Below are 23,819 nucleotides of genomic sequence, written 5' to 3'. Positions count from 1 at the left end.
GCGCAGCATAATTGTGCGTCCTTCTGCCTCGAATCTGAAAAGCACGCCTTTTCAATAGGCAAGCTGTTAAGAAAGGCGCGTTTTGGTCAGGTTGTCGGCTTTTTGTCTTCACATTTGTCGCGAAAACAGTATTGGATGCGCGCCGGAGCCCCGGAAGACTCATGGGGTCGGGAACAGAGAAGATGCGGCCACACCGAGGACCGCATCCAGGGGAAAAATTGATGGAGTACTTTGTCCAGCAGCTCGCCAACGGGCTGACGCTTGGATCGATCTATGGCCTCATCGCTATCGGCTATACGATGGTTTACGGCATCATCGGCATGATCAACTTTGCCCATGGTGACATCTTCATGCTCGGCGCCTTCGCCGCACTGATCGTCTTTCTCATCCTCACCTCATTCGTCGCGGGCGTGCCGGTCGCGCTGGCGCTTCTGGTGATGCTGCTCGTCGCAATGCTGATGACCAGCCTGTGGAACTGGACGATCGAGCGCGTGGCCTACCGTCCGCTTCGCGGCTCGTTCCGTCTTGCGCCGCTGATCACGGCGATCGGCATGTCGATCGTGCTCTCCAACTTCATCCAGGTGACGCAGGGACCGCGCAACAAGCCGATCCCGTCGCTGGTCACCGACGTCTACCATTTCGGCGCGATCACCATCTCGCTCAAGCAGATCATCATCATCGCCGTCACGGCGGTTCTGCTGACCATCTTCTGGTATATCGTCAACAAGACGCCGCTCGGCCGCGCCCAGCGTGCCACGGAGCAGGACCGCAAGATGGCCGCGCTTCTCGGCGTGGACGTCGACCGCACGATTTCCATCACCTTCGTGATGGGCGCCGCGCTCGCCGCCGTCGCCGGGACCATGTACCTGATGTATTACGGGGTCGCCACGTTCAACGACGGCTTCATTCCGGGCGTCAAGGCGTTCACCGCGGCCGTGCTCGGCGGCATCGGATCGCTTCCGGGCGCCGTGCTCGGCGGACTGCTGATCGGGCTCATCGAGTCGCTCTGGTCGGCCTATTTCACGATCGCCTACAAGGACGTGGCCACCTTCGCGCTTCTCGCCTTCGTGCTGATCTTCAAGCCGACCGGCATTCTCGGCCGTCCGGAAGTGGAGAAGGTCTGACATGTCGCAGGGTACCAATTCCGAGAAAACCAGCGTCATCGGCCAGGCCTTCAAGGAGGCGCTCTTCGCGGGCGCCATGGCTTTCGGCCTCTTCATTCTCTATGTCGGCATCGAGACCTACCAGAACATCAACAACCAGCTGGTCTGGCGCACCCGCTGGGAACTGCTGGCGATCTTCGTCGCCGTTGCGGCCGTCAGCCGCTTCATCGTCGTCGCCTTCGTCATGCCCCATCTCGACAAGCGCAAGCTTGCCAAGGCCAAGGCCGGCGTTCCCGACATTTCCGAGGACAAGGGCTTCTTCCACAGGCACTTCCTCAAGATCGCGCTGGTCGCGCTGGTGGTCTATCCGATCGCCTCGGTCATGCTTGCCGGCACTCAGGGTTCGCTCAAGTATGTCGACAACTTCGGCATCCAGATCCTGATCTACGTCATGCTCGCCTGGGGCCTGAACATCGTCGTCGGACTGGCCGGCCTGCTGGATCTCGGCTACGTCGCCTTCTACGCGGTCGGCGCCTATTCCTATGCGCTGCTTTCGGAGCATTTCGGCTTTTCCTTCTGGGTCCTGCTGCCGCTCGCGGGCATCCTCGCCGCCTTCTGGGGCGTCATTCTGGGCTTCCCGGTGCTGCGCCTTCGCGGCGACTACCTCGCCATCGTGACGCTCGCCTTCGGTGAGATCATCCGCCTCGTGCTGATCAACTGGACGGACGTGACCAAGGGCACGTTCGGCATCTCGGGCATTCCCAAGGCCTCCTTCTTCGGGATCTGGAGCTTCGACGTCGGCGCGACCAACAACTTCACCAAGGCGTGGGGGCTCCCCATGTCCTCCGCCTATTACAAGATCTTCCTGTTCTACCTCATCCTGGCGCTCTGCCTGCTGACGGCCTACGTGACGATCAAGTTGCGCCGCATGCCGATCGGTCGCGCATGGGAAGCCCTGCGCGAGGACGAGATCGCCTGCCGTTCGCTCGGCATCGACACCGTCACGACGAAGCTGACCGCCTTTGCGATCGGCGCGATGTTCGGTGGCTTCGCCGGCGCCTTCTTCGCGACCCGCCAGGGCTTCGTCTCGCCGGAAAGCTTCGTCTTCCTGGAATCGGCCGTCATCCTTGCGATTGTCGTGCTGGGCGGCATGGGTTCGCTGACCGGTATTGCGATCGCCGCCGTGGTCATGGTCGGCGGCACGGAGCTCCTGCGCGAAATGGAATTCCTGAAGCACATCTTCGGTCCCGATTTCACGCCGGAACTCTATCGCATGCTGCTGTTCGGGCTGGCGATGATCACCGTCATGATCTTCAAGCCCCGCGGCTTCGTGGGATCGCGTGAACCGACGGCGTTCCTCAAGGAGCGCAAGGCGGTCTCCGGAAGCTTCACCAAGGAGGGCCACGGCTGATGACCCTCGGAACCGATAGCATGAACAGCGATACGATCCTCAAAGTCGAGCACCTGTCGATGAAGTTCGGCGGCCTGATGGCCATCAACGACTTCTCGTTCGAGGCGCGGCGCGGCGACATCACCGCGCTGATCGGCCCCAACGGCGCCGGCAAGACCACGGTCTTCAACTGCATCACCGGCTTCTACAAGCCGACCATGGGCATGATCACCCTGCAGCAGAAGGACGGCACTTGCCATCTCCTGGAGCGGTTGCGGGACTTCGAGATCACCAAGGTCGCGAAGGTTTCGCGAACCTTCCAGAACATCCGCCTGTTCTCGGGGCTCACCGTGCTCGAGAACCTTCTCGTGGCGCAGCACAACGCGCTGATGAAGGCCTCGGGCTACACGATCCTCGGGCTCCTCGGCCTGCCGGCCTACCGCAAGGCGTCGCAAGCGGCGATCGACAAGGCGAAGTACTGGCTGGACAAGGCGGAACTGACCGAGCGTGCCGACGATCCGGCGGGCGACCTGCCCTACGGGGCACAGCGGCGGCTGGAAATTGCCCGCGCCATGTGCACGGAGCCGGAGCTTCTGTGCCTCGACGAACCTGCGGCCGGCCTCAACCCGCGTGAATCGGCCGCCCTGAATACGCTCCTGCACTCCATCCGCGACGAAGGCGTCTCGATCCTGCTGATCGAGCACGACATGTCGGTGGTGATGGAGATCTCCGACCATGTCGTGGTGCTGGAATACGGCCAGAAGATTTCCGACGGCACGCCCGACCACGTGAAGAACGACCCGAAGGTGATTGCCGCCTATCTCGGCGTCGAGGATGACGAAGTTGATGAAATCGAGGAAAAACTCGACGAGGGGAGGATCTGATGTCCGATGAACCCCTTCTGAAAGTCCAGGGTGTCCAGACATTCTATGGCAATATCCGCGCGCTCGACGGCGTCGACGTGCATGTGAACCGCGGCGAGATCGTCAGCCTCATCGGGGCCAACGGCGCCGGCAAGTCGACGCTGATGATGACGATCTGCGGCAGCCCCCAGGCGCGCCACGGCTCGATCATCTTCGACGGCGAGGACATCACCCAGCAGCCGACGCATCTGATCGCGCGGCGCCGGATCGCGCAGTCGCCCGAGGGACGGCGCATCTTCCCGCGCATGACGGTCTACGAGAACCTGCAGATGGGCGCCGGGCTCGACAACCTCAAATACTTCAACGAGGACGTCGAGAAGATCTTCGCGATGTTCCCGCGGCTGAAGGAGCGCCAGAGCCAGCGCGGCGGCACGCTCTCCGGCGGCGAGCAGCAGATGCTGTCGATCGGTCGCGCCCTGATGGCCCGGCCGAAGCTCCTCCTTCTCGACGAGCCGTCGCTCGGGCTGGCGCCGCTGATCGTCAAGGGCATCTTCGAGGCGATCAAGAAGCTGAACCAGGAGGAGGGGCTGACCGTCTTCCTGGTCGAGCAGAACGCCTTCGCCGCACTGAGGCTGTCGGACCGCGCCTATGTGATGGTCAACGGCAAGGTGACGATGACGGGGACCGGCAAGGAGCTTCTCGCCAATCCGGAAGTTCGTGCGGCCTACCTCGAGGGCGGCCGGCACTGAGCCGGGACAGGGAGATACTGACATGCAAGGCCTATTCTTCGAAACGGATACCGGCGTGCGCTACGCGCTACGGACGCTGGTCGTGCTGATCGGCTTCTGGACCGCCTGGCGGACCGGCAAGGCCGTGGCGGAAACCTGGGGCAACTACCAGACGGTCGTCGCCTACACGCTGCTGCTCGGAATCGTGATGCGCTTCCTGCACTTCTCGCTGTTCGCCGGCCCCTTCCTCAGCCCCTTCTTCTACGTCGTCGACGTAGTTCTCCTGCTGGTGTTTTCGACCCTCGGATACCGCGTCTACAGGACCCGCCAGATGGTCAACAACTATTACTGGCTATACGAAAGAACATCACCTTTCTCATGGAAGAAGAAAGATTGACAGTCACGGACAACTGGCCTCAGATTGAGTAAAGGTTCAACCGAGACAAGACCTTAGAGTGGAACAGTTTCCGGCGCGATGATGGTGGGTATCGTGCAGGCTTTCTCAACCAAACCCGCTTAAAAAAACTGGGAGTAACATGATGAAGAAGTCTCTTCTTTCGGCCGTCGCGCTGACGGCTGTCGTCGCGTTCGGCGGCAGCGCATGGGCCGACGTGCTGGTCGGCGTCGGTGGCCCGCTGACGGGTCCGAACGCCGCCTTCGGAGCGCAGCTCCAGAAGGGTGCGGAACAGGCTGCTGCCGAGATCAATGCCGCCGGCGGCATCAATGGCGAACAGATCAAGATCGTGCTGGGCGACGACGTGTCGGACCCGAAGCAGGGCATTTCGGTCGCCAACAAGTTCGTTGCGGACGGCGTGAAGTTCGTCGTCGGTCACTTCAACTCGGGCGTCTCCATTCCGGCTTCGGAAGTCTACGCCGAGAACGGCATCCTGCAGGTCACGCCCGCTTCCACCAACCCGGTCTTCACCGAGCGGGGCCTCTGGAACACGTTCCGTACCTGCGGTCGTGACGACCAGCAGGGCGGCATTGCAGGCGCCTACCTCGCCGACAAGTTCAAGGATGCCAAGATCGCCATCGTTCACGACAAGACCCCGTACGGCCAGGGCCTTGCCGAAGAGACCAAGAAGGCGATGAACGCCGCCGGCGTGACCGAAGTCGTCCTCGAAGGCGTCAACACCGGCGACAAGGACTTCTCGGCCCTGATCGCCAAGATGAAGGAAGCCGGCGTCTCGATCATCTACTGGGGCGGTCTCCACACCGAAGCCGGCCTGATCATCCGCCAGGCTGCCGACCAGGGTCTCGACGCCACGCTCGTCTCGGGTGACGGTATCGTCTCCAACGAGCTTGCCTCCATCGCCGGCGACGCCGTCGAGGGAACGCTCAACACCTTCGGTCCCGATCCGCGCCTTGCACCGCAGAACAAGGAACTGGTCGAGAAATTCCGCGCCGCCGGCTTCGAGCCGGAAGCCTACACGCTCTATTCCTACGCAGCCCTGCAGGCGATCGCAGGCGCGGCCAAGGAAGCCGGTTCGAACGATCCGGAGGCCGTGGCCGAAGCGCTGAAGGGCGGCACGTTCCCGACCGCGCTCGGCGACATGGGCTTCGACGAGAAGGGCGACCCGAAGCTTCCCGGCTACGTCATGTACGAGTGGAAGAAGGGCGACGACGGCAACTACAGCTACTTCCAGATGGCGGAATAACAGCTTCAGTTCGTCGAAAAGCTATCGAGGGCCCGGCGCAAGCCGGGCCTTTCTGCGTTACAGGCGCCGGACGAATGTCTTGCTGGCACGGTTCGGAGGGGGAGTCGAAAAGGAAGGTGCACGCGTCCGGACAGCAACGCCGCGACGATGCCGGTTCACGTCTTCATTCTGGCCGAGATGAGGCGAAAGCAAGGCGGTATATTACTGTTTGCGGGTCAATAATCGTATGGCTTTCTAACGCTTTAATCGTTTCAATACTCACTAATATATGCTATCACCTCCGCAGTTATCCAACAGGCCGCAGAGAGTGAAAGACCCTGCACCCCGCTAGCGAGGCGCTTGATGGCATTTGCACGCATTAATGGTATTCCCGGTTCCCGCGCTCTTGTCTGGCTGTTTGCCGGAGGAGCGTTTTTCGTGGGCGCGAACGCAGCGCTCGCCGACGGCTGCGGGCAGCCGATCCAGCCGGGCCCGCATGAGTTCACGGTACAGTCCACGGACGCGGTTCGCACCGGCGTCTATTTCGTTCCCTCCTCCTATTCCGGCACGGACAAGGTGCCGGTGGTCTTCGACTTCCACGGCAGCCACAGCAATCCCGCCGGGCAGCTGAAGCGCAGTTCCTGGGACAAGGTAGCGGAGAAGGAGGGCTTCATCGTCGTCGCCCTCCAGGGAAGCCTCGCCGGGGCCTACGAAGGCACGCATGCCTGGAACGTGCCGCTGGTGACGACGCAGGAGGGCGGTCTCGACGAGGTCGACTTCATCAGCGCCGCGATCAACACGATCGAGGAGACCGCCTGCGTCGATCGCAACCGCATCTATGCTTCCGGCTATTCCGGCGGAGGGCGGATGCTCTCGCAATATATCTGCAGCGGCCACGACGAGTTTGCGGCGGCCGGCTTCGTCCACTCGCTGCGTGCCGGCGCGCCGGTCAATATCGACGGCCAGTGGAAACCCGATCCGGCGACCTGCGCCCCGGCCCGCCCGATGTCGATCATCGCCTTTGCCGGCGAGAAGGACGACGCCAATCCCTATGCCGGCGGCGGAAAGCCCTATTGGCGCTACGGTTTCCTGACCGCGCTGCAGCGCTGGAGCCGGATGGACGGCTGCACGGGTGACGCGGTGACCAACACTGTCGGCGACGTGACGCAGCGCCTCTACGACACCTGCAAGGCAGGCGCGCGCATCGCGGCCTATGTCTATGCCAACGGTACGCATGCCTGGCCGAACACCGCGCCCGCCGAAGGCATGATGGCGGCCGCCTCGGCCTCTTCCGCCAAGGCCGGCGTGGTGCAGGTCGCCTCGGCCGGCAAGCCTCCCGCCTTCGATCCATCTGTTGATCCGGCTTTTCGGATGTGGGAGTTCTTCCTGAAAGCGGATAAGGCGAATGTCGTCGCGGAGGCTCTTCCGGCTGTTGCCAAGTCTGGCACGGCGGTTGCTTCGGATTGTGCAAGGACCGGGGATATCCAGGAGACGAATTGCAGCAGCCAGCCGAATACCACGCGCCGCAGCGGGCAAGGGGTAAGGGACGCCTTGTAACCAAGGCGTTCGCCGGCCGTACGCGTCTGGCCGAGTTTTTTCAGGAAGGCTGCGCAAAAATCAGGCTTCCGGAGACATTTTCGCCCGATATGGAGGCGATCCTCATCAATACGTCAGGGGGACTGACGGGCGGCGACGTGATCGAATGGTCCGTCGCCGCCGCCAATTCCACCCGGCTCACCGTCACCACGCAGGCGAACGAGAAGGTCTACAAGGCCTCGGCCGACATGGCCTGCGTGACCACCCGGATCTCGGTCGGGAAGGACGCCGCAGTCCACTGGCTGCCCCAGGAAACAATCCTCTTCGATCGCTCCGCACTCAACCGGACGCTGGAGATCGACCTTCAGGCGACATCGGAATTCCTGGCCGTGGAGGCCGTCCTCGTCGGCCGGCAGGCCATGGGCGAACGGCCGAGCAGCGGGGTCTTCCGCGATCGCTGGCGCATCCGGCAGGAGGGGCGGCTTCTGCATGCCGAAAACCTGCGCCTGGATGGCGAAATCGACCGGCTTCTCTCCCTCGACGCGACACTTGGCGGCCAATCGGCCTTCGCCACGCTCATCTATGTCGGGCCGCTTGCGGAGGCAATGCTGTCAAAGGTAAGGGCTGCGCTCGGGTCGTCGATGGGCGGCGCAAGCCACTGGCAGGGCAAGCTTCTCGTCCGGCTGGTTGCGCAGAGCGGCTTCGAGCTTAGAAAAGTGCTGGTACCGGTAATTACCGTATTGCGAAACGGAGCGCCGGTGCCGAAGGTCTGGAACATTTGATGACGAGTGCGGAAGCAAGATGAACCTCACCCCCAGGGAAAAAGACAAGCTGCTGATATCGATGGCGGCCATGGTGGCGCGCCGAAGGCTCGAGCGCGGCGTCAAGCTCAACCATCCGGAAGCGATCGCGCTGATCACGGATTACGTCGTGGAAGGCGCGCGGGACGGCCGGTCCGTCGCCGACCTGATGGAGGCGGGCGCCCATGTCGTCACCCGCGACCAGGTGATGGAAGGGATCGCCGAGATGATCCACGACGTGCAGGTCGAGGCGACCTTTCCGGACGGGACGAAGCTCGTCACCGTCCATGAACCGATACGTTAACGGGCTTTGAGGTTGATTCATGATTCCGGGCGAAGTGATTGCCGCTGAAGGCGAAATCGAACTCAATGCCGGTGCGCCGACGATCACCGTCGAGGTGGCGAACAGCGGCGACCGGCCGATCCAGGTGGGCAGCCACTACCACTTCTTCGAGACCAACGAGGCGCTGGTCTTCGAACGCGTGATGGCGCGCGGCATGCGGCTCGACATTCCCGCCGGCACCGCCGTCCGCTTCGAGCCGGGCCAGACCCGGCAGGTGACGCTGATCCCGCTTTCGGGGGCGCGCAAGGTCTACGGTTTCCAGCAGAAGGTCATGGGGGGACTCTGATGTCGAAGATACTGCTTACGCTGATGATGTGCGGTTGCGTGCTTCTGGCGGAGGCTCCGGGGTTTGCGCAACAGCCGGATGTCGACTGCGGCAAGGCGACGACACAGATGGAGCTCACCTATTGCGCGCAGCTCGATTTTGCCGACGCCGACGAGCAGCTCAACGCGCAGTACAAGCTGACGCGGGAGGCGATGAAGGAGTGGGATGCGGACGGCGGCGAGGACCTAGGGAGCGCTTCGGACGCGCTGCTTGCCTCGCAACGCGCCTGGCTTGCCTTCCGCGACGCGCAATGTGCCTTCCACGGCTACCAGGCACGCGGCGGGACCATGGAGCCGATGCTCATCTACGGCTGCCAGGCGGTGCTTACCCGCCAGCGGACCCAGCAATTGAAGGAACAGACGGATCTCATGACGGGCAGGTGACGCCCCCTCCGGCTGTTTCAACAGGTAGTTTTCAGAAGGTTCATTCATGCCCCACAGGATTTCCCGCGCTGCCTACGCCTCCATGTTCGGTCCGACGGTCGGCGACAAGGTGCGGCTCGCCGATACGGAACTCTTCATCGAGGTGGAGAAGGATTTCACCACCTATGGCGAGGAGGTGAAGTTCGGAGGCGGCAAGGTAATCCGCGACGGCATGGGGCAGAGCCAGGCGACGCGCGCGGAAGGCGCCGTCGACACGGTAATCACCAATGCGCTGATCGTCGACCATACGGGCATCTACAAGGCGGACGTCGGCCTCAAGGACGGGCGCATCCACGGGATCGGCAAGGCCGGCAATCCGGATACGCAGCCGGGCGTGACGATCATTGTCGGACCATCGACCGAGGCGATCGCGGGCGAGGGCAAGATCCTTACCGCAGGGGGCATGGACGCGCATATCCACTACATCTGCCCGCAGCAGATCGAGGAAGCGCTGATGAGCGGCGTGACCTGCATGCTGGGCGGCGGCAGCGGTCCCGCGCACGGCACGCTGGCGACGACCTGCACCGGTGCCTGGCATATCGAGCGGATGATCGAGAGCTTCGACGCCTTCCCGATGAACCTCGCGCTCGCCGGCAAGGGCAATGCCTCCCTTCCCGCGCCGCTCGAGGAGATGATCCTCTCCGGCGCGTCGTCGCTGAAGCTGCACGAGGACTGGGGCACGACGCCGGCGGCGATCGACAACTGCCTGACCGTCGCGGACGAATACGACGTGCAGGTGATGATCCACACGGACACGCTGAACGAATCCGGCTTCGTGGAGAATACGGTTTCGTCGATCAGGGGCCGCACGATCCATGCCTTCCATACGGAAGGGGCGGGCGGCGGGCACGCGCCGGACATCATCAAGGTCTGCGGCCACCCCAACGTCATCCCGTCCTCCACCAACCCGACACGACCCTATACGGTGAATACGCTCGCCGAGCATCTCGACATGCTGATGGTCTGCCATCACCTGTCGCCGTCGATCCCGGAAGACATCGCCTTTGCCGAGAGCCGCATCCGCAAGGAGACGATCGCGGCGGAGGACATCCTCCACGATATCGGCGCCTTCTCGATCATCTCGTCGGACAGCCAGGCCATGGGCCGCGTCGGGGAAGTCGCCATCCGCACCTGGCAGACCGCCGACAAGATGAAGCGCCAGCGCGGCCGGCTGAAGGATGAGACGGACGAGAACGACAATTTCCGCGTCCGCCGCTATATCGCCAAGTACACGATCAACCCGGCGATCGCCCACGGCGTCTCCCACGAGATCGGTTCGGTCGAGGTCGGCAAGCGCGCGGACCTCGTGCTGTGGAGCCCGGCCTTCTTCGGCGTGAAGCCGGAAATGGTGCTGCTCGGCGGCTCGATCGCGGCAGCGCCGATGGGCGATCCGAACGCCTCCATCCCGACGCCGCAGCCGATGCACTACCGGCCGATGTTTGCCGCCTATGGCAAGCTTCGGACCAATTCCTCGGTCACCTTCGTTTCCCAGGCCTCGCTGGACGCCGGACTTTCCCAGCGGCTCGGCGTGGCGAAGAAGCTCGTCGCTGTGAAAAATGTCCGCGGCGGCATTTCCAAGGCCTCGATGATCCACAATTCGCTGACGCCGCAGATCGAGGTCGATCCGGAGACATACGAGGTGCGCGCCGACGGAGAACTGCTGACCTGCGAGCCCGCAACCGTGCTGCCGATGGCCCAGCGCTATTTCCTGTTCTGAGGATGAGCTTGAAACCTGTATCTGTCAGATCGCTGACGTCCCTCGACGCGGGGCCGTGGTCAAGGCTGCGGCAAGCCCTGTGGCCGGATCAACCGGCTGACGCGCATCTGGTCGAGATAGAGGAGATGCTGGGCCAGCAGGGCGGTGTCGGCTACGGTGCGTTCAGCCCCGACGGCGCGCTCGTAGCCTTCGCGGAGGTCTCGATCCGTGCCTATGCCAATGGCTGTACCTCAACGCCCGTTCCGTTTCTCGAAGGCATACTCGTCGAAGAGCGCAGTAGGCGAATGGGCATCGCTGGCCAGTTGCTGGCCCAGATCGAGTCTGATCTTCGAGCCAAAGGTTTCGTCGAGCTTTGTTCGGATGCCGAAATGCACAACACCTCCTCCCATCTGGCCCATCGACAGTGGGGCTTTGTCGAGACAGAACGGGTCATTTACTTCCGCAAGCCACTGGGCACATGATCCTCGCTCAAGGACGAACGCATGCAACGCATCACCGCCTACCACCATGCCGGTGTCATCACCGACCCGCCGATCGACACCATTTCGCTGCCGCACGACCTGCGGCATCTTCGGCGCAAGGTGCTGCACCTTTCGAACGGCGAGATGGTGATGCTGGACCTCAAGGAACCCGTGCTGCTCGCAGAGGGCGACCGGCTGATCCTCGAGGACGGCAACAATGTCGCGATCGCCGCGGCGGCGGAAAAGCTGTTCGAGATCCGCGCCCGCGACCCACTGCATCTGATCGAACTCGCCTGGCATCTCGGCAACCGGCACCTTTCGGCGCAGATCGAGGAGGAGCGCATCCTCATCCTTCGCGACCACGTGATCCGGCAGATGCTCGAGGGGCTGGGCGCGACGGTGGCGGAAGTGGAGGAACCCTTCCATCCCGTCCGCGGCGCCTATCATGCGCATGGCGGCCATTCGCATGGGTCTCACGGGCACGACGACACTCACCACTCGCATGACTGAGCGCCATGGGTGACGCCGGCCTGCAGACCCGGGCGCTGCTTCGCCTGATGGCATGGCTGTCGCCTGCCTTTCCGATCGGCGGCTTCGCCTGGTCGGGCGGGCTGGAGCGGGCGGTCCATGACGGGATGGCGGGCGATGCTGGCGGCCTGCGCTCCTGGCTGGAGGCCCTCCTGCGGCATGGCAGCCTGTGGAACGACGCCGTGCTGTTTGCGCAAGCCTGGCGGCGTCACGACGACGAGGCGGCGCTCGCGGACGTCGCGGAACTCGGGCTCGCGCTTGCGGGCTCGGCGGAGCGGCATTTCGAGACGCTGTCGATGGGACAGGCCTTCGTCACGGCGGCCCGTGCCTGGCCGAGCGACCAGTTCGACCGCCTGCCGCGGGAGCTTCCGCTGCCGGTCGCCGTCGGGGCGGTGTCGGCGGCCCATGACGTGCCGCTCACTGAAGGGCTCGCCGCCTACCTGCATGCGGCGCTGTCGCAGTCGGTCTCGGCGGGGATCCGGCTGGGGGCCTGCGGGCAGGCGGAGGGCGTCGCGATCCTCGCGGCGCTGGAGGCGGCGGTCGTGGACGTTTCGTCCCGCGCTTCGGAATGCGGCCCGGACGATCTAGGGACGGCCGCCATCCGGGCGGAGATCGCCTCGCTCAGGCACGAGACACAGAATTCGAGGCTCTTCCGCTCCTGAGGGGCGGCCTGTGGATGAGAAAGGACAAACGCATGAAATCGCCCAACGGACCGCTTCGCATCGGCATCGGCGGTCCTGTCGGTTCCGGCAAGACGGCGTTGACGGAAAAGCTCTGCAAGGCGATGCGCGAGGAATACTCGGTCGCCGTCGTCACCAACGACATCTATACGCGGGAAGACGCCGACGCGCTGGTGCGCATGCAGGCGCTGTCGTCCGACCGCATCGTCGGGGTGGAGACCGGCGGCTGCCCGCACACTGCCATCCGTGAGGACGCGACCATCAACCTGCAGGCGATCGCCGGCCTCAACGAGCGGTTCCCGGATCTCGACGTCGTCTTCATCGAATCCGGGGGCGACAACCTGGCCGCAACCTTTTCGCCCGACCTTGCGGACCTGACCATCTACGTCATCTCCACCTGCCAGGGCGAGGAAATCCCGCGCAAGGGCGGGCCCGGGATCACGCGCTCGGACCTGCTGGTGATCAACAAGAAGGATCTCGCGCCCTATGTCGGCGCCGATCTCGATGTCATGGACCGCGACGCCTCACGGATGCGCGAGGCGAAGCCCCACCTTTTCACCGACCTTAAGCGCGGCGAAGGCGTCGACCACGTGGTCCGGTTCCTCAAGGAAAACGGTGGGCTGTGAACAGGGCGCTGCCGACGTCAGACGTCGCGCAGCGCCTTCACGTCGCCGATCTGGATGATGCGGCCGCGGACGGTGACGCCGGCGCGGCGGAGCGATGAAAAGGCGCGCGACAGGGCTTCCGGCGCAAGGCCCAGCATTCCGGCAAGAAGGCTCTTCTGGAACGGCAGGCGGACGGAAGCCGGGCCGCCATCCACGGGACAGGCCTTCATCAGATATTCCGCCACGCGCTGGGGCGCGGTGTGCAGGCGGTCGTTCGCGACGCAGTCCATGGTCGTCAGCAGGTGCCGCGACAGGCAGGAAATGATCGCCCGGGCGATCTCCGGTTCCTGCTCCGCCAGCTGCCGGACGACGCGGATGTCGAAGCGGGCGAGGGTCGCGTGCTCGGCGGCCTGGGCGTGGAAGCGGTAGATCTCGTCGCCGTAGATCAGGCATTCGGCGAACGTGTCGCCCGGCCCGCAGATGCGGATATCGGCCTCGCGCCCCTCGCGGTTCAGGCGGTAGAGGCGGACATAGCCCGAGAGCACGCAGTAGAAATGATCGGCGGGCATGCCTTCGCGAAAGACGATATGGCGCGCCGGAACGCTGCTGATCGATGCGGCGTTCAGCATCTTGATCAGGGCTTCGCCGTTCAGGTCGGCCAGAAACGGCGCCCTGACCAGCATTGCCTTGTCGCGGCTATTCACTCTCAGGCTCTTGTTCATTGAAACCGTGGGCTTTTCCATTGCTAGACGCGGTTGCTCGACCAACTCTTGACAGATATCTAGCAACTGCCGCGGGAAAACCTTTGACATCGATCAAATGTGGACGCAGTTGCTCGCGAACGGAAAAGGCCGGGCGCTGGCCCGGCCTCGACGATCTCCTGCGGTCGTTTCGACCTATTCCGCCGCCCAGGGCGTCATCCGCATCACATTGGCACCGGACGCCTTGTCGTCGTTGGCGCCGTTCTGCTTCTCGATCGACGTCAGGCGCTCCTCCAGCGTCGCGATCGAGGAGGCTGTCTCGTGGGCACGGCGGCTGAGTTCTTCCGTCGACAGTTCCGCGGCCTCGTGCTCCTTCTTGCCGAACAGACCGCCGAAGATGCGGCCGAGCAGCAGCGACAGGTCGTCCATGATCAGGAAGAAGGCGGGAACCACGACCAGCGACAGTACCGTCGAGACGATGATGCCGCCGATCACGGCAATCGCCATCGGGGCGCGGAACGAGCCGCCTTCGCCGACGCCGAGCGCCGAGGGCAGCATGCCCGCCGACATGGCGATCGAGGTCATGATGATCGGCCGGGCGCGCTTTCGGCCGGCCTCGACCATGGCATGGACCCGCTCCATCCCGTGGCGGCGCATCTCGATCGCGAAGTCCACGAGCAGGATGGCGTTCTTGGTCACGATGCCCATCAGCATCAGGATGCCGATCAGCACCGGCATGGAGAGCGAGTTCTGGGTGATGATCAGCGCCATCGCGACGCCGCCGATGGCAAGCGGCAGCGACAGGAGGATGGTGAAGGGCTGGATGACATCCTTGAAGAGCAGGATCAGCACGACGAGCACCATCAACAGGCCGAGCAGCATGGCATTGCCGAAACTCTGCGTCATCTCGGCCTGCACCTTGGCGTCGCCGCTTTCGGCAAGCCGCACGGTGGGCGGAAGCTCCGTCTGGTCGACGATCCGCTTGAATTCCTCCGTCGAGGTGTCGAGGGCCGTCCCGAACGGAACGTCGGATCCGATCGAGACGACGCGGCTGCGGTCGTTGCGCCTGATGGAGCTCGGGCCTTCCGCATAGTCGATGTCGGCGACGCTGTAGAGCGGCACGGTCTCGCCGGTCGCCGTCTTGATCTTCAGCGCCCGGATCGCGGCGAGGTCGCGGCGCAGGTCGAGCGATGCCTGGACGCGGATCGGGATCTGCCGGTCGTCGATCGACATCTTCGCAAGCTGCGCGTCTATATCGCCGATGGTCGCGACGCGCACCGTCTCGGAGATCTGCTGCGGCGTGATGCCGAGCCGGGCGGCCTCGTCCTTGCGCGGGCGGATCTGCAGTTCGGGCCGCGGCAGGGCGCCTTCCGAGCTGACGTTCGCGAGGATAGGCGAGGCGCGCAGCCGCGATTCCAGCAGGCTCACCGCCTCGTTCAGGTCCGCTTCGCTGGAAGACAGGAAGTTGAAGCTGAGTTCGCGCTCGGCGCGGTCGTTGAGCTTGGAAATCCGCACGTCCGGGATCGAGCGGACCTTTTCGAAGAGTTCCCGCTCGACCTCCCACTGCGGGCGGGTACGGCCGTGGTCGGGCAGCTTGGGGATGATGTCGCCCAGGACGGGAATGGAGCCGAGGCCCTTGTTGACGAGGGTCTTCAGCAGCGAGTGATCGATGTTTTGCAGGATGACGCGGACCGTCGCGCGGCGCAGTTCCAGATCGCCCTTGGGGGAGGCGCCACCGAGCACGAAGACGCTTTCGACGCCGTCGAGATCGCGCACGGCCTCGTAGATGAGGTCGGTGGAGGCGGCGGTTTCCTCGAGCGCCGCATTCGGCGGCAGTTCGACGGAAAGGACGATGCGCGAGGAGTCCTCCGGCGGCAGGAAGCTGCCGGGAACCTGGCTGAGCAGCGCCACCGAACCGATGAGGAAGGCGATCGCGCCGAGAAGCGTCGCGTAACGCATGTACCATCTGGTGGTGGTGCCGGTGACGAGCCGCGTATAGGCCTTCATCAGCCGGCCGTCATTGTCCTGATGGTCCTCCATCGCGTCTTCGGCGCGCATCCAGTAGGCCGCCATCAGCGGCGTGATGAGACGCGCCACCAGCAGTGAGAAGAAGACGGAGAAGGCCACCGTCAGGCCGAACTGGATGAAGTACTGGCCCGGAATGCCAGGCATGAACGAGACCGGCACGAAGACGGCGATGATGGTGAAGCTGGTGGCGATGACGGCAAGGCCGATCTCGTCGGCCGCATCGAGCGCTGCGCGATAGGGCGTCTTGCCCATCTTGATGTGCCGCGCGATGTTTTCCACCTCGACGATCGCGTCGTCCACGAGGATGCCGGTGGCGAGCGTCAGCGCCAGGAAGCTCACGAGGTTGAGCGAGAAGCCCAGGAGATCCATGACCCAGAAGGTGGGGATCGCCGAGAGGGGGAGGGCGACCGCGGAAATCACCGTCGCGCGCCAGTTGCGCAGGAAGAGCATCACCACGATGACGGCGAGGATCGCGCCCTCCGTCAGCGTGTGCAGCGCGGCCTCGTAGTTGCCGTAGGTGAAATAGACGGAATCGTCGACCATCTCGATGTTGACGTCGGGATTTGCCTCGCGAACCGTCTTCAGGCTCTCGGCCACCGTCTCGGCCACGGAGACCTCGCTGGCGCCCTTGGCACGGAAGACCGCGAAGGTGACGGAGGGCGAGCCGTTGAAGCGCGAGAACGACTTCTGCTCCTCGTAGGTATCGGTGACCGTGCCCAGTTCGGAGAGCTTCACGAACCGGCCGTTGGTGAGCGCGATCGTCGTGTCGGCGAGCTGCTGCACGGTCCGGGCGTCGCCCAGGGTGCGGATGGTCTGCTCGTTGCCGGCCACCTGGCCACGGCCGGAACCCAGGTCGACGTTGGTGCCGCGGATCTGGCTATTCACCTCGACCGCGGTAATGCCGTAGGAATTCAGCTTGGCCGGGTTGAGCGACACGCGGATTTCGCGGTCGGAACCGCCGTAGCGGTCGATCCGGCCGATGCCCGGCTGGCCCTGCAGTTCCCGCTTGATCGTGTCGTCCACGAACCAGGAGAGTTCCTCGAGCGTCATGTTCGGCGAGCTTACCGAGAAGGTCTGGATCGCCTGGCCCTCGACGTCGATCTTGGAGACGACGGGCTCCTCGGCGCTTGCGGGCAGATCGCTGCGGATGCGGTCGATCGCATCCTTGGTATCCTGCACGGCCTCGTCGGTCGGCTTCTCGATGCGGAAGAGGACGACGGTCTGCGACTGGCCGTCGGTGACCGTCGACTGGATCTCGTCCACGCCGCTGATGGAGGCGACGGCGTCCTCGACCTCCTTGGTGACCTGCATCTCTAGTTCCGCCGGCGAGGCGCCGCTCTGGACCACGGTGATCGAGACGACCGGAACGTCGATGTTCGGGAAGCGGGTGATCGGCAGGGAATAGAAGGACTGCAGCCCGAGGAAGAGCAGCAGCGCAAAGCCGAGCAGCGGCGCAATCGGATTGCGGATCGACCAGGCGGAGAAATTCATCTTTGGTCCTCGATCAATTCGACGCGGTCTGCCGCGCGGGAACCGGATTGATCCGGTCGCCATCGCGCACGAAGGCGCCGGCCTTCTCCACCACCACGTCGCCGGCCTTGAGGCCGCTCGCTATTTCCACGAAGCCGTCATCCTGGATGCCGACCTCGATCTCCACCTGCTTGACGACATTGTCCTCCACCTTGCGGGCGAAGGAGCCCTCGCGTCCCGTTGTGACCGCAGACAGCGGCAAAGTGAGGGCGGTCGTCTCCTCGACGATGATCTGCGCGCTGCCATACATACCGGCACGGGCGCCGCTTTTGGCGTCGACGGCGATGCGCACGAAACCGAGGCGGCTGACGGGATCGACTGTCGGCGATACCAGCCGCACCTCGCCCTCGATGGCCCGCTTGCCGCCGGCGATGCTGAGCATGGCCTTCTGGCCGGGCTTTATCTTCTGGATGTCCGTTTCCGAAAGGTCGGCGACCAGTTCCAGCGCGCCGTCGCGGATGATGGTGAACAGGGGTTCGCCTGCGCCGCTCGCGATCGCGCCGACCTTCGCGTTGCGCGCCGCGACGATGCCTGCGAAGGGTGCCTTCACGCCGGTGCGGGCGAGCTTCAGGTCGATGTCGGCGATCTGGCTTTCGACGACCTTGATGTCCGCTTCGCCGACCGAGACCGACTGCCTGGCGGCTTCGAGCCGTGCCTCGGCAACGTCGGCCGCCGCCGTCGCGCGTTCGACCTCGGCGACCGAGCCGGTGCCGGTCTTGCCGAGCCGCGTGGCGCGTTCCCGCTGCCGGATCGCGTCGTCGAAATTCGCCTGCGCCTCGATGACCTGCGCCTTGTACTGCGCAAGCCCGGCCTCCGCCTTCGCCTTGTTCGCCTCCAGCTGGCTCTTCTGCAGGATCAGCGCGTCGTCGTTCAGCGTCGCAAGAACCTGGTCGGCCTCGACCACGTCGCCGACATCGGCCTCCAGCGAGCGGATCGACAGCCCGTCGACGAGCGGCTGGACATAGACTTCCTGGACGGCCCTGATCGTTCCCGTGGCGATCACGCGGTCCGTCAACGGCCGCTCCACCGCCTCGGTGACGATGATGGAGGGCAGGTTGGCCTCCTGCGCAGCGGCGGGCTCGGCATCTTCCTGCGCAAGGCCGGGGAGCGCCGGCAGGGCGAGAAGGGCGGCCGGGAGGAGACAGGCCAGGAAAATAGACTTGCGGAGCATGCGTACTGGATCCAGTTGGGCAACAGGGTTCAATCGGCCCCGCCATCGCGCGGGAAATACCCGACCGCCGGCGGTCGGGGTGGAACGACAAACTGGTGCCGGGGCAAACGCCTGCAAGGCAGGCATGGATGTTTCACCGGCTCACTTTTCTAGGAGCACGCGGTATGCAAATCAAGTATGTTCTTTTATTGTTCTCATTACATTATGTTATGGTTTACGTAACAACGCGCGGTGGTGGCCGCGCGTTGTTCTCCGTGCCGGCAAGTTGAACGGGACCGTTACTGCGCGGCCGCGTCGGTGATCTCGGTGGTGAAGGCGCCGTCCGGCTCCTTGGTGATGATCTTCTGGTCGAGAAGCGCCTTGGCGGTGCGCTCGTAGACGGCGGGGTCCAGCTTGCCGGTGCCGTCGCCGATCAGCTTGGCGACCTCGCCCATCATGCGCGTCTGGTGGTTCTCGTCCTGGCCGCCGTTGTCCATGACGATCCCGGCGGCTTCCTCGGGGTTCTCCATGGCGTATTTCCAGCCCTTCATGGAGGCGCGGACGAACTTCACCATGTTCTCCTTGAAGGCCGGGTCGGCAAGCTTGTCCTCGAGGACGTAGAGGCCGTCCTCCAGGAGGTCGTTGCCCATCTCGGTATAGTTGAAGACGACCAGGTCCTCCGGCTTGAAGCCGGCATCGATCGCCTGCCAGTACTCGTTATAGGTCATGACGGAGATGCAGTCGGCCTGCTTCTGGACGAGCGGCTGCACGTCGAAGCTCTGCTTGAGCACCGTGACGCCCTCCGGGCCGCCTTCGGTCGAGAGCCCGAGCTTGTTCATCCAGGCGAAGAAGGGATATTCGTTGCCGAAGAACCAGACGCCGAGCGTGTGGCCCTTGAAATCGGCCTCGGTTGCGATCGGGCCGTCCTTCGGGCAGATCAGCTGCAGGCCGGACTTCTGGTAGGGCTGGGCGATGTTGACGAGCGGCACGCCCTTTTCGCGGGCGACCAGCGCGCCGCCCATCCAGGCGACGATGACGTCGGCGCCGCCGCCGGCGATCACCTGTTCGGGGGCGATGTCGGGGCCGCCGGCCTTGATCTCCACGTCGAGGCCTTCCTCGTCGTAGAAGCCCTTGTCCTCGGCCACGTAATAGCCCGCGAACTGCGACTGTGCGACCCATTTAAGCTGCAGGACGATATCGGCGGCCGCAGCCGCCTGGACGGCCGCCAGCGACATGGCGCTCGCCATCAATGCAACAAGGATATTTCTCATTGTTTTTATCCTTTCCCTCTGAGGTTTTGCCGCCTCCGTCGTTGCGGAAGGCGGATACGTCTAGCCACCACGGCTCGACGGATGCCAGAACGTCGTCGCCCGCTCCGCGAGGGCCACGACACCATAGAAGACCGATCCGATGACGGCGGCAACCGCGATCTCCGCCCAGACCATGTCGACGTTCATTCGACCGATCTCGGTGGAAATCCTGAACCCCATGCCGACGATCGGCGTGCCGAAGAATTCCGCGACGATCGCGCCGATCAGGGCGAGGGTCGAGTTGATCTTCAGCGCGTTGAAGATGAAGGGCATGGCCGCCGGAAGGCGCAGCTTGACCAGGGTCTGCCAGTAGCCGGAGGCGTAGGATCGCATCAGGTCGCGCTCCATCGGCCCGGAGGCGGAAAGCCCCGTGACCGTGTTCACCAGCATGGGGAAGAAGGTCATGACGATGACGACGGCCGCCTTGGAATGCCAGTCGAAGCCGAACCACATCACCATGATCGGCGCGACGCCGATGATCGGCAGGGCCGACATCAGGTTGCCGATCGGCAAAAGGCCGCGTCCCAGGAAGGCGATCCGGTCGGCGAGGACCGCGACGACGAAGCCCGCCGCGCAGCCCGCCACGTAGCCGAACAGCACCGCCTTCAGAATGGTCTGGCGGACGTCGGCCGCGAGAATGGGCACGGAGTTCACGATCCGCTCCCAGATCGCCGAGGGCGGAGGCAGGAGGATGAAGGGCACGCCGGCGCCGCGGGTGACCGCCTCCCAGAGGATCAGCACCCAGGCGCCGAAGATCGCCGGGATGAGCAGGCGAAGCACCGCGGACGCCGCCCGGGACGCGGGGCGGAGTTCGGAAAGCAGCGATATGCATCGCCATCCGAGCAGCCAGCTCGCGACGATCAGTAGGAAGAACGAGGTCCCTGCTTCGCCCTCGTTGCCGGCAATGGCGCCGATCAGCAGGAAGGCGGCAAGATGCGCGGTGACGAGGAGGATGAGTGCGGCTACGAGCGGCGAAAGCCGCAGGAGGGAAGCGACGGCGCCCGCGGTGACGAGCAGCAGGACGACCGCAGTGGTGCCGCTGCTTGTGCCGGACTGGACGAGCGGCAGGCCGGGCAAGGCGGTGAGACAGAGGAGAAGGGCAAGGATGCCCTGCCAGGAGCGGAGGGACGCGCTCATGCCGTTCGTACCCCCATTCTCCGGTCGACGATCCGGGCGCCGATCCCGACGATGGTGACGAGGGCGGCGGCAAGAACGGAGCCTGCGATCAGCGCCGCCCACATGTCGATCGTCTGGCTGTAGTAGGAACCGGCCAGCAGCTTGGAGCCGATGCCGGCGGCCGCACCCGTCGGCAGTTCGGCGACGATCGCGCCGACGAGGCTCGCCGCCACCGCGACCTTCATCGAGGTGAACAGGAAGGGCATGGAGGCCGGCACGCGAAGCTTCCATAAGGTCTGCCACGGGCTGGCGCTGTAGGTGCGCATCAGGTCGAGCTGGATGGGATCGGGAGAGCGCAGGCCCTTCACCATGCCGACGGCGACGGGGAAGAAGGAGAGGTAGGTGGAAATCAGCGCCTTGGGGATGAGCCCCGTGACGTTCACCGCCGCCAGCACCACCACGACCATCGGCGCAATCGCCAAGATGGGCACCGTCTGCGAGGCGATGATCCACGGCATGAGGCTTCGGTCGAGCGCCTTCACGTGGACGATGCCGACCGCGATCAGGATGCCGAAGAGCGTCCCGAATGTGAAGCCGGCGAGCGTCGAGGAAAGCGTCACCCAGGCGTGGTAGACGAGGCTGCGATTGCTGGTCACCTTGCGCAGAAAGGTGTTCTCGAACACGTTCGCGGCCACCTGGTGCGGCGCCGGCACGACGGGCTTCGGCTGCGACAGCGTCTTTGCGATGAATTCCGGGGTCGTCGAGGAGACATTGCCCCGCCGGTCGAGATCGCGCTGGAACGGCGCATTCATCCACACCGCCCCCGCATACCAGAGCGCGACGATGATCGCGACAATGGTGAGGACCGGGGCGATGCGGGAGGCCAGGGGAGTGGCGCTCATGCCGGCATTCCCCTGAGGAAGGGGGCGGCATGCGCGCAGACGGCAGCGAACACGGGATCCGGTCCCCGAAGGACCTGTTCGTTCTCGAAACGGAGCACGGTGAAGCCATTGCTCCTGAGGAAGGTGTCCCGCCGCGCGTCACGCCGGCGGCCCGGGTCCGTCTCGTGACTGTCGCCGTCGACCTCGACCACCAGACGTGCGGAGAGCCAGGCGAAGTCGGCGATGTAGGGTCCGATCGGCGTTTCCCAGCGGGACCGGGCGCCATAGGGACGAAGGTCGCGAAGCATGTTCCACATCGCCGCTTCGGCTTTGGTGAGTTCCCGCCTTAGCTCTCTCGCTCTGCTTCTTGTCCTGGGTGCAATGTTCGAATGGGGCATCCGACGCTCCTCTCCGCTGGACGAGCAAGCTCCCCCTCCCCAACCCCTCCCCACAACGGGGAGGGGCTTAACCTGCCGCGCCGTCCTGCCGCAACAAACCTTCACTGCAGGAAGCAACGCCTGATCGTGGCAGCCACCGGAGCCACGTGAGGAGCTCCTCCCCCTTGTGGGGAGGGGTTGGGGAGGGGTGTTTAGAAGGCAGGCGCTATTCCTCATAGCTGTGCCCCGCTCTCAGGCCCTCGCGCACGCGCTGGGCGATTTCGAGGAACTGCGGCGTCTCGCGGATTTCCAGCGGACGGTCGCGGGGCAGGGGGGACAGGATCACGTCGGTCACCCGCCCGGGACGCGGCGACATGACGACGATCTTGGTGGAGAGGTAGACGGCCTCGGGAATGGAGTGGGTGACGAAGCAGATGGTCTTTTGCGTCGCCGCCCAGAGCTTGAGGAGCTGCTCGTTGAGGTGGTCGCGGACGATCTCGTCCAGTGCTCCGAAAGGCTCGTCCATCAGCAGCAGGTCGGCGTCGAAGGCGAGCGCGCGGGCAATCGAGGCGCGCTGCTGCATGCCGCCCGACAGCTGCCAGGGATATTTCTTCCCGAAACCGGAGAGGTTGACGAGATCGAGCGTGCGGCGGATGCGCTCCTGCTGCTCGGCCCTCGCATAGCCCATGATCTCGAGCGGCAAGGCGATGTTCTTCTCGATCGTGCGCCACGGATAGAGCGCCGGCGCCTGGAAGACATAGCCGTAGGAACGCGCCTTGCGCGCCTCTTCCGGCGTCATGCCGTTGACGGCGATCTCGCCGGCCGTGTTCCGCTCCAGGTCGGCGATCACCCTGAGGAAGGTGGTCTTGCCGCAGCCGGAAGGGCCGATGAAGGAGACGAAATCGCCCTTTTCCACCTCCAGGTCGACATCCGACAGGGCGTGCACCGGCCCGTCGCCGGTCTGGAAGGTCAGGCCGAGTTTCCGGGCCGAGACGACGGAGACATGCGAAGCATTCATGGGGCGGGGCCAGTCGGACGTTGCGGGGATGCTAAAATGCGGCTGCGTGCTATGATCGCCGGCGAGGGCGCGCCGTATGAAACCGGCAGCCGGCCCAGGGAGGAAAGCCATGGATGCGTCATCGAAGCCCACCTGCCGGATCGTGAAGCCCGGCTCCACCTATGACGGCAAGCAGGGGCTCAGCTACTTCGAGGGCATCGCTGCCGAGACGGTGGGGTCGCAGGGCATCTGCATGCACCTCCTGACGATCCCGCCCGGCGCCCGCGCCAAGGCGCACCTGCACCAGTCGCACGAGACGGCGATCTACATGCTGTCCGGCTCGGCGCATACCTGGTACGGCGACCGGCTCGAGCACCATGTCGTCGTTCACGCGGGCGAACTCTTCTACATCCCCGCCGGCGTGCCGCACCTGCCGGCCAACCTTTCCAACACGCCCTGCACGGCGATCATCGCCCGGACAGATCCCAACGAGCAGGAGAGCGTCGTGCTCCTGCCCGAACTGGACGCGCTGGTGGAGATCTGAGGCGGCGTTTTCGCCGATTTCGGTCCTGCGAGAGACAGTGTCAGGCA

The 23,819-nt window shown here is 64.4% G+C and carries 25 protein-coding genes; 17 read left to right on the top strand and 8 right to left on the bottom strand.

Annotated features, from left to right (window positions below; all coding sequences use genetic code 11):
- Positions 1-221: 221 nt before the first annotated feature.
- The 16 genes from ACWGPT_RS00205 (at position 222) to ureG (ending at position 13,159) form a co-directional block, all read left to right on the top strand.
- Positions 222-1,124 carry a branched-chain amino acid ABC transporter permease gene (locus tag ACWGPT_RS00205; RefSeq protein ID WP_452603564.1) on the top strand — a complete coding sequence of 301 codons (903 nt, stop codon included), beginning with the start codon at positions 222-224 and terminating at the stop codon, positions 1,122-1,124.
- 1 nt (position 1,125) lies between these two features.
- Complete coding sequence (gene livM / locus ACWGPT_RS00200) at positions 1,126-2,514, top strand: high-affinity branched-chain amino acid ABC transporter permease LivM (protein WP_452603563.1); 1,389 nt, start codon at positions 1,126-1,128, stop codon at positions 2,512-2,514.
- Complete coding sequence (locus tag ACWGPT_RS00195) at positions 2,514-3,377, top strand: ABC transporter ATP-binding protein (RefSeq protein ID WP_452603562.1); 864 nt, start codon at positions 2,514-2,516, stop codon at positions 3,375-3,377. Before livM ends, ACWGPT_RS00195 begins: the two co-directional genes overlap by 1 nt.
- Positions 3,377-4,105 (top strand): ABC transporter ATP-binding protein, encoded by a 729-nt coding sequence (locus tag ACWGPT_RS00190; RefSeq protein WP_452603561.1) that lies wholly within the window; start codon positions 3,377-3,379, stop codon positions 4,103-4,105. Before ACWGPT_RS00195 ends, ACWGPT_RS00190 begins: the two co-directional genes overlap by 1 nt.
- Positions 4,106-4,127: 22 nt before the next feature.
- On the top strand, positions 4,128-4,481 hold the full coding sequence (locus tag ACWGPT_RS00185; protein ID WP_452603560.1) for a DUF6867 family protein: 354 nt from the start codon (positions 4,128-4,130) through the stop codon (positions 4,479-4,481).
- 142 nt (positions 4,482-4,623) lie between these two features.
- The gene (locus ACWGPT_RS00180) at positions 4,624-5,742 is read left to right on the top strand and encodes a branched-chain amino acid ABC transporter substrate-binding protein (RefSeq protein ID WP_452603559.1); all 1,119 of its coding nucleotides are present in this window, start codon (positions 4,624-4,626) and stop codon (positions 5,740-5,742) included.
- Positions 5,743-6,159: 417 nt separating this feature from the next.
- A complete protein-coding gene (locus ACWGPT_RS00175) occupies positions 6,160-7,278 on the top strand; it encodes an alpha/beta hydrolase family esterase (protein ID WP_452603558.1) in 1,119 nt (372 codons plus the stop codon).
- Positions 7,218-8,039, top strand: coding sequence for an urease accessory protein UreD (locus ACWGPT_RS00170; RefSeq protein ID WP_452603557.1), 822 nt, complete (start codon positions 7,218-7,220; stop codon positions 8,037-8,039). The genes ACWGPT_RS00175 and ACWGPT_RS00170 overlap by 61 nt, the downstream gene beginning before the upstream one ends.
- Before the next feature lie 19 nt (positions 8,040-8,058).
- A complete protein-coding gene (locus ACWGPT_RS00165) occupies positions 8,059-8,361 on the top strand; it encodes an urease subunit gamma (protein WP_452603556.1) in 303 nt (100 codons plus the stop codon).
- Positions 8,362-8,380: 19 nt separating this feature from the next.
- Positions 8,381-8,686, top strand: a complete 306-nt coding sequence (locus ACWGPT_RS00160; RefSeq protein WP_452603555.1) for an urease subunit beta — start codon at positions 8,381-8,383, stop codon at positions 8,684-8,686.
- Entirely contained in the window at positions 8,686-9,108 is a 423-nt protein-coding gene (locus ACWGPT_RS00155) for a lysozyme inhibitor LprI family protein (RefSeq protein WP_452603554.1), read from the top strand. The genes ACWGPT_RS00160 and ACWGPT_RS00155 overlap by 1 nt, the downstream gene beginning before the upstream one ends.
- Positions 9,109-9,154: 46 nt before the next feature.
- Positions 9,155-10,864 (top strand): urease subunit alpha, encoded by a 1,710-nt coding sequence (ureC, locus tag ACWGPT_RS00150; protein ID WP_452603553.1) that lies wholly within the window; start codon positions 9,155-9,157, stop codon positions 10,862-10,864.
- Between the two features lie 8 nt (positions 10,865-10,872).
- On the top strand, positions 10,873-11,325 hold the full coding sequence (locus ACWGPT_RS00145) for a GNAT family N-acetyltransferase (protein ID WP_452603552.1): 453 nt from the start codon (positions 10,873-10,875) through the stop codon (positions 11,323-11,325).
- A gap of 21 nt (positions 11,326-11,346) precedes the next feature.
- The gene (gene ureE / locus ACWGPT_RS00140) at positions 11,347-11,835 is read left to right on the top strand and encodes an urease accessory protein UreE (RefSeq protein ID WP_452603551.1); all 489 of its coding nucleotides are present in this window, start codon (positions 11,347-11,349) and stop codon (positions 11,833-11,835) included.
- Between the two features lie 5 nt (positions 11,836-11,840).
- Positions 11,841-12,515, top strand: a complete 675-nt coding sequence (locus tag ACWGPT_RS00135) for an urease accessory protein UreF (protein WP_452603550.1) — start codon at positions 11,841-11,843, stop codon at positions 12,513-12,515.
- A gap of 32 nt (positions 12,516-12,547) precedes the next feature.
- Positions 12,548-13,159 (top strand): urease accessory protein UreG, encoded by a 612-nt coding sequence (ureG, locus tag ACWGPT_RS00130; protein WP_452603549.1) that lies wholly within the window; start codon positions 12,548-12,550, stop codon positions 13,157-13,159.
- Positions 13,160-13,176: 17 nt separating this feature from the next.
- Here the strand turns inward: ureG and ACWGPT_RS00125 are convergent, their stop codons facing one another.
- The 8 genes from ACWGPT_RS00125 to ACWGPT_RS00090 form a co-directional block, all read right to left on the bottom strand.
- A complete protein-coding gene (locus tag ACWGPT_RS00125) occupies positions 13,177-13,860 on the bottom strand; it encodes a Crp/Fnr family transcriptional regulator (protein ID WP_452603548.1) in 684 nt (227 codons plus the stop codon).
- Positions 13,861-14,034: 174 nt separating this feature from the next.
- Positions 14,035-17,358: an efflux RND transporter permease subunit gene (locus ACWGPT_RS00120; RefSeq protein ID WP_452603547.1), complete on the bottom strand. Its 3,324-nt coding sequence runs from the start codon at positions 17,356-17,358 to the stop codon at positions 14,035-14,037.
- Between the two features lie 13 nt (positions 17,359-17,371).
- Positions 17,372-18,568, bottom strand: a complete 1,197-nt coding sequence (locus ACWGPT_RS00115; protein WP_452603546.1) for an efflux RND transporter periplasmic adaptor subunit — start codon at positions 18,566-18,568, stop codon at positions 17,372-17,374.
- A 278-nt stretch (positions 18,569-18,846) separates the two neighbouring features.
- A complete protein-coding gene (locus tag ACWGPT_RS00110) occupies positions 18,847-19,818 on the bottom strand; it encodes an ABC transporter substrate-binding protein (protein WP_452603545.1) in 972 nt (323 codons plus the stop codon).
- A gap of 60 nt (positions 19,819-19,878) precedes the next feature.
- Entirely contained in the window at positions 19,879-20,994 is a 1,116-nt protein-coding gene (locus ACWGPT_RS00105; protein ID WP_452603544.1) for an ABC transporter permease, read from the bottom strand.
- Positions 20,991-21,875, bottom strand: coding sequence for an ABC transporter permease (locus tag ACWGPT_RS00100; RefSeq protein WP_452603543.1), 885 nt, complete (start codon positions 21,873-21,875; stop codon positions 20,991-20,993). Before ACWGPT_RS00100 ends, ACWGPT_RS00105 begins: the two co-directional genes overlap by 4 nt.
- A complete protein-coding gene (locus tag ACWGPT_RS00095) occupies positions 21,872-22,252 on the bottom strand; it encodes an endonuclease domain-containing protein (RefSeq protein ID WP_452603542.1) in 381 nt (126 codons plus the stop codon). The genes ACWGPT_RS00100 and ACWGPT_RS00095 overlap by 4 nt, the downstream gene beginning before the upstream one ends.
- Before the next feature lie 205 nt (positions 22,253-22,457).
- Positions 22,458-23,249 (bottom strand): ABC transporter ATP-binding protein, encoded by a 792-nt coding sequence (locus tag ACWGPT_RS00090; protein ID WP_452603541.1) that lies wholly within the window; start codon positions 23,247-23,249, stop codon positions 22,458-22,460.
- 109 nt (positions 23,250-23,358) lie between these two features.
- Between ACWGPT_RS00090 and ACWGPT_RS00085 the strand changes: the two genes are divergently transcribed.
- Positions 23,359-23,772: a cupin domain-containing protein gene (locus ACWGPT_RS00085; protein WP_452603540.1), complete on the top strand. Its 414-nt coding sequence runs from the start codon at positions 23,359-23,361 to the stop codon at positions 23,770-23,772.
- Positions 23,773-23,819: the final 47 nt, after the last annotated feature.

It is taken from the genome of Pseudorhizobium sp. NPDC055634 (genome assembly GCF_053618655.1).
Note: the sequence above shows the minus strand (reverse complement) of the source record. Positions and strands in the feature narration are given on the sequence as shown.

Bases quoted from the DNA above. Each gene is read 5' to 3' on its own strand.
- ACWGPT_RS00180 (WP_452603559.1), top strand. From the start codon at position 4,624: ATGAAGAAGTCTCTTCTTTCGGCCGTCGCGCTGACGGCTGTCGTCGCG.
- ACWGPT_RS00095 (WP_452603542.1), bottom strand. From the start codon at position 22,252: ATGCCCCATTCGAACATTGCACCCAGGACAAGAAGCAGAGCGAGAGAG.
- ACWGPT_RS00190 (WP_452603561.1), top strand. From the start codon at position 3,377: ATGTCCGATGAACCCCTTCTGAAAGTCCAGGGTGTCCAGACATTCTAT.
- ACWGPT_RS00110 (WP_452603545.1), bottom strand. From the start codon at position 19,818: ATGAGAAATATCCTTGTTGCATTGATGGCGAGCGCCATGTCGCTGGCG.
- ACWGPT_RS00085 (WP_452603540.1), top strand. From the start codon at position 23,359: ATGGATGCGTCATCGAAGCCCACCTGCCGGATCGTGAAGCCCGGCTCC.
- ACWGPT_RS00185 (WP_452603560.1), top strand. From the start codon at position 4,128: ATGCAAGGCCTATTCTTCGAAACGGATACCGGCGTGCGCTACGCGCTA.
- ACWGPT_RS00120 (WP_452603547.1), bottom strand. From the start codon at position 17,358: ATGAATTTCTCCGCCTGGTCGATCCGCAATCCGATTGCGCCGCTGCTC.
- ACWGPT_RS00105 (WP_452603544.1), bottom strand. From the start codon at position 20,994: ATGAGCGCGTCCCTCCGCTCCTGGCAGGGCATCCTTGCCCTTCTCCTC.
- ureG (WP_452603549.1), top strand. From the start codon at position 12,548: ATGAAATCGCCCAACGGACCGCTTCGCATCGGCATCGGCGGTCCTGTC.
- ACWGPT_RS00195 (WP_452603562.1), top strand. From the start codon at position 2,514: ATGACCCTCGGAACCGATAGCATGAACAGCGATACGATCCTCAAAGTC.
- ACWGPT_RS00160 (WP_452603555.1), top strand. From the start codon at position 8,381: ATGATTCCGGGCGAAGTGATTGCCGCTGAAGGCGAAATCGAACTCAAT.
- ACWGPT_RS00205 (WP_452603564.1), top strand. From the start codon at position 222: ATGGAGTACTTTGTCCAGCAGCTCGCCAACGGGCTGACGCTTGGATCG.
- ACWGPT_RS00155 (WP_452603554.1), top strand. From the start codon at position 8,686: ATGTCGAAGATACTGCTTACGCTGATGATGTGCGGTTGCGTGCTTCTG.
- ACWGPT_RS00165 (WP_452603556.1), top strand. From the start codon at position 8,059: ATGAACCTCACCCCCAGGGAAAAAGACAAGCTGCTGATATCGATGGCG.
- ACWGPT_RS00090 (WP_452603541.1), bottom strand. From the start codon at position 23,249: ATGAATGCTTCGCATGTCTCCGTCGTCTCGGCCCGGAAACTCGGCCTG.
- ACWGPT_RS00125 (WP_452603548.1), bottom strand. From the start codon at position 13,860: ATGAACAAGAGCCTGAGAGTGAATAGCCGCGACAAGGCAATGCTGGTC.
- livM (WP_452603563.1), top strand. From the start codon at position 1,126: ATGTCGCAGGGTACCAATTCCGAGAAAACCAGCGTCATCGGCCAGGCC.
- ACWGPT_RS00135 (WP_452603550.1), top strand. From the start codon at position 11,841: ATGGGTGACGCCGGCCTGCAGACCCGGGCGCTGCTTCGCCTGATGGCA.
- ACWGPT_RS00100 (WP_452603543.1), bottom strand. From the start codon at position 21,875: ATGAGCGCCACTCCCCTGGCCTCCCGCATCGCCCCGGTCCTCACCATT.
- ureE (WP_452603551.1), top strand. From the start codon at position 11,347: ATGCAACGCATCACCGCCTACCACCATGCCGGTGTCATCACCGACCCG.
- ureC (WP_452603553.1), top strand. From the start codon at position 9,155: ATGCCCCACAGGATTTCCCGCGCTGCCTACGCCTCCATGTTCGGTCCG.
- ACWGPT_RS00115 (WP_452603546.1), bottom strand. From the start codon at position 18,568: ATGCTCCGCAAGTCTATTTTCCTGGCCTGTCTCCTCCCGGCCGCCCTT.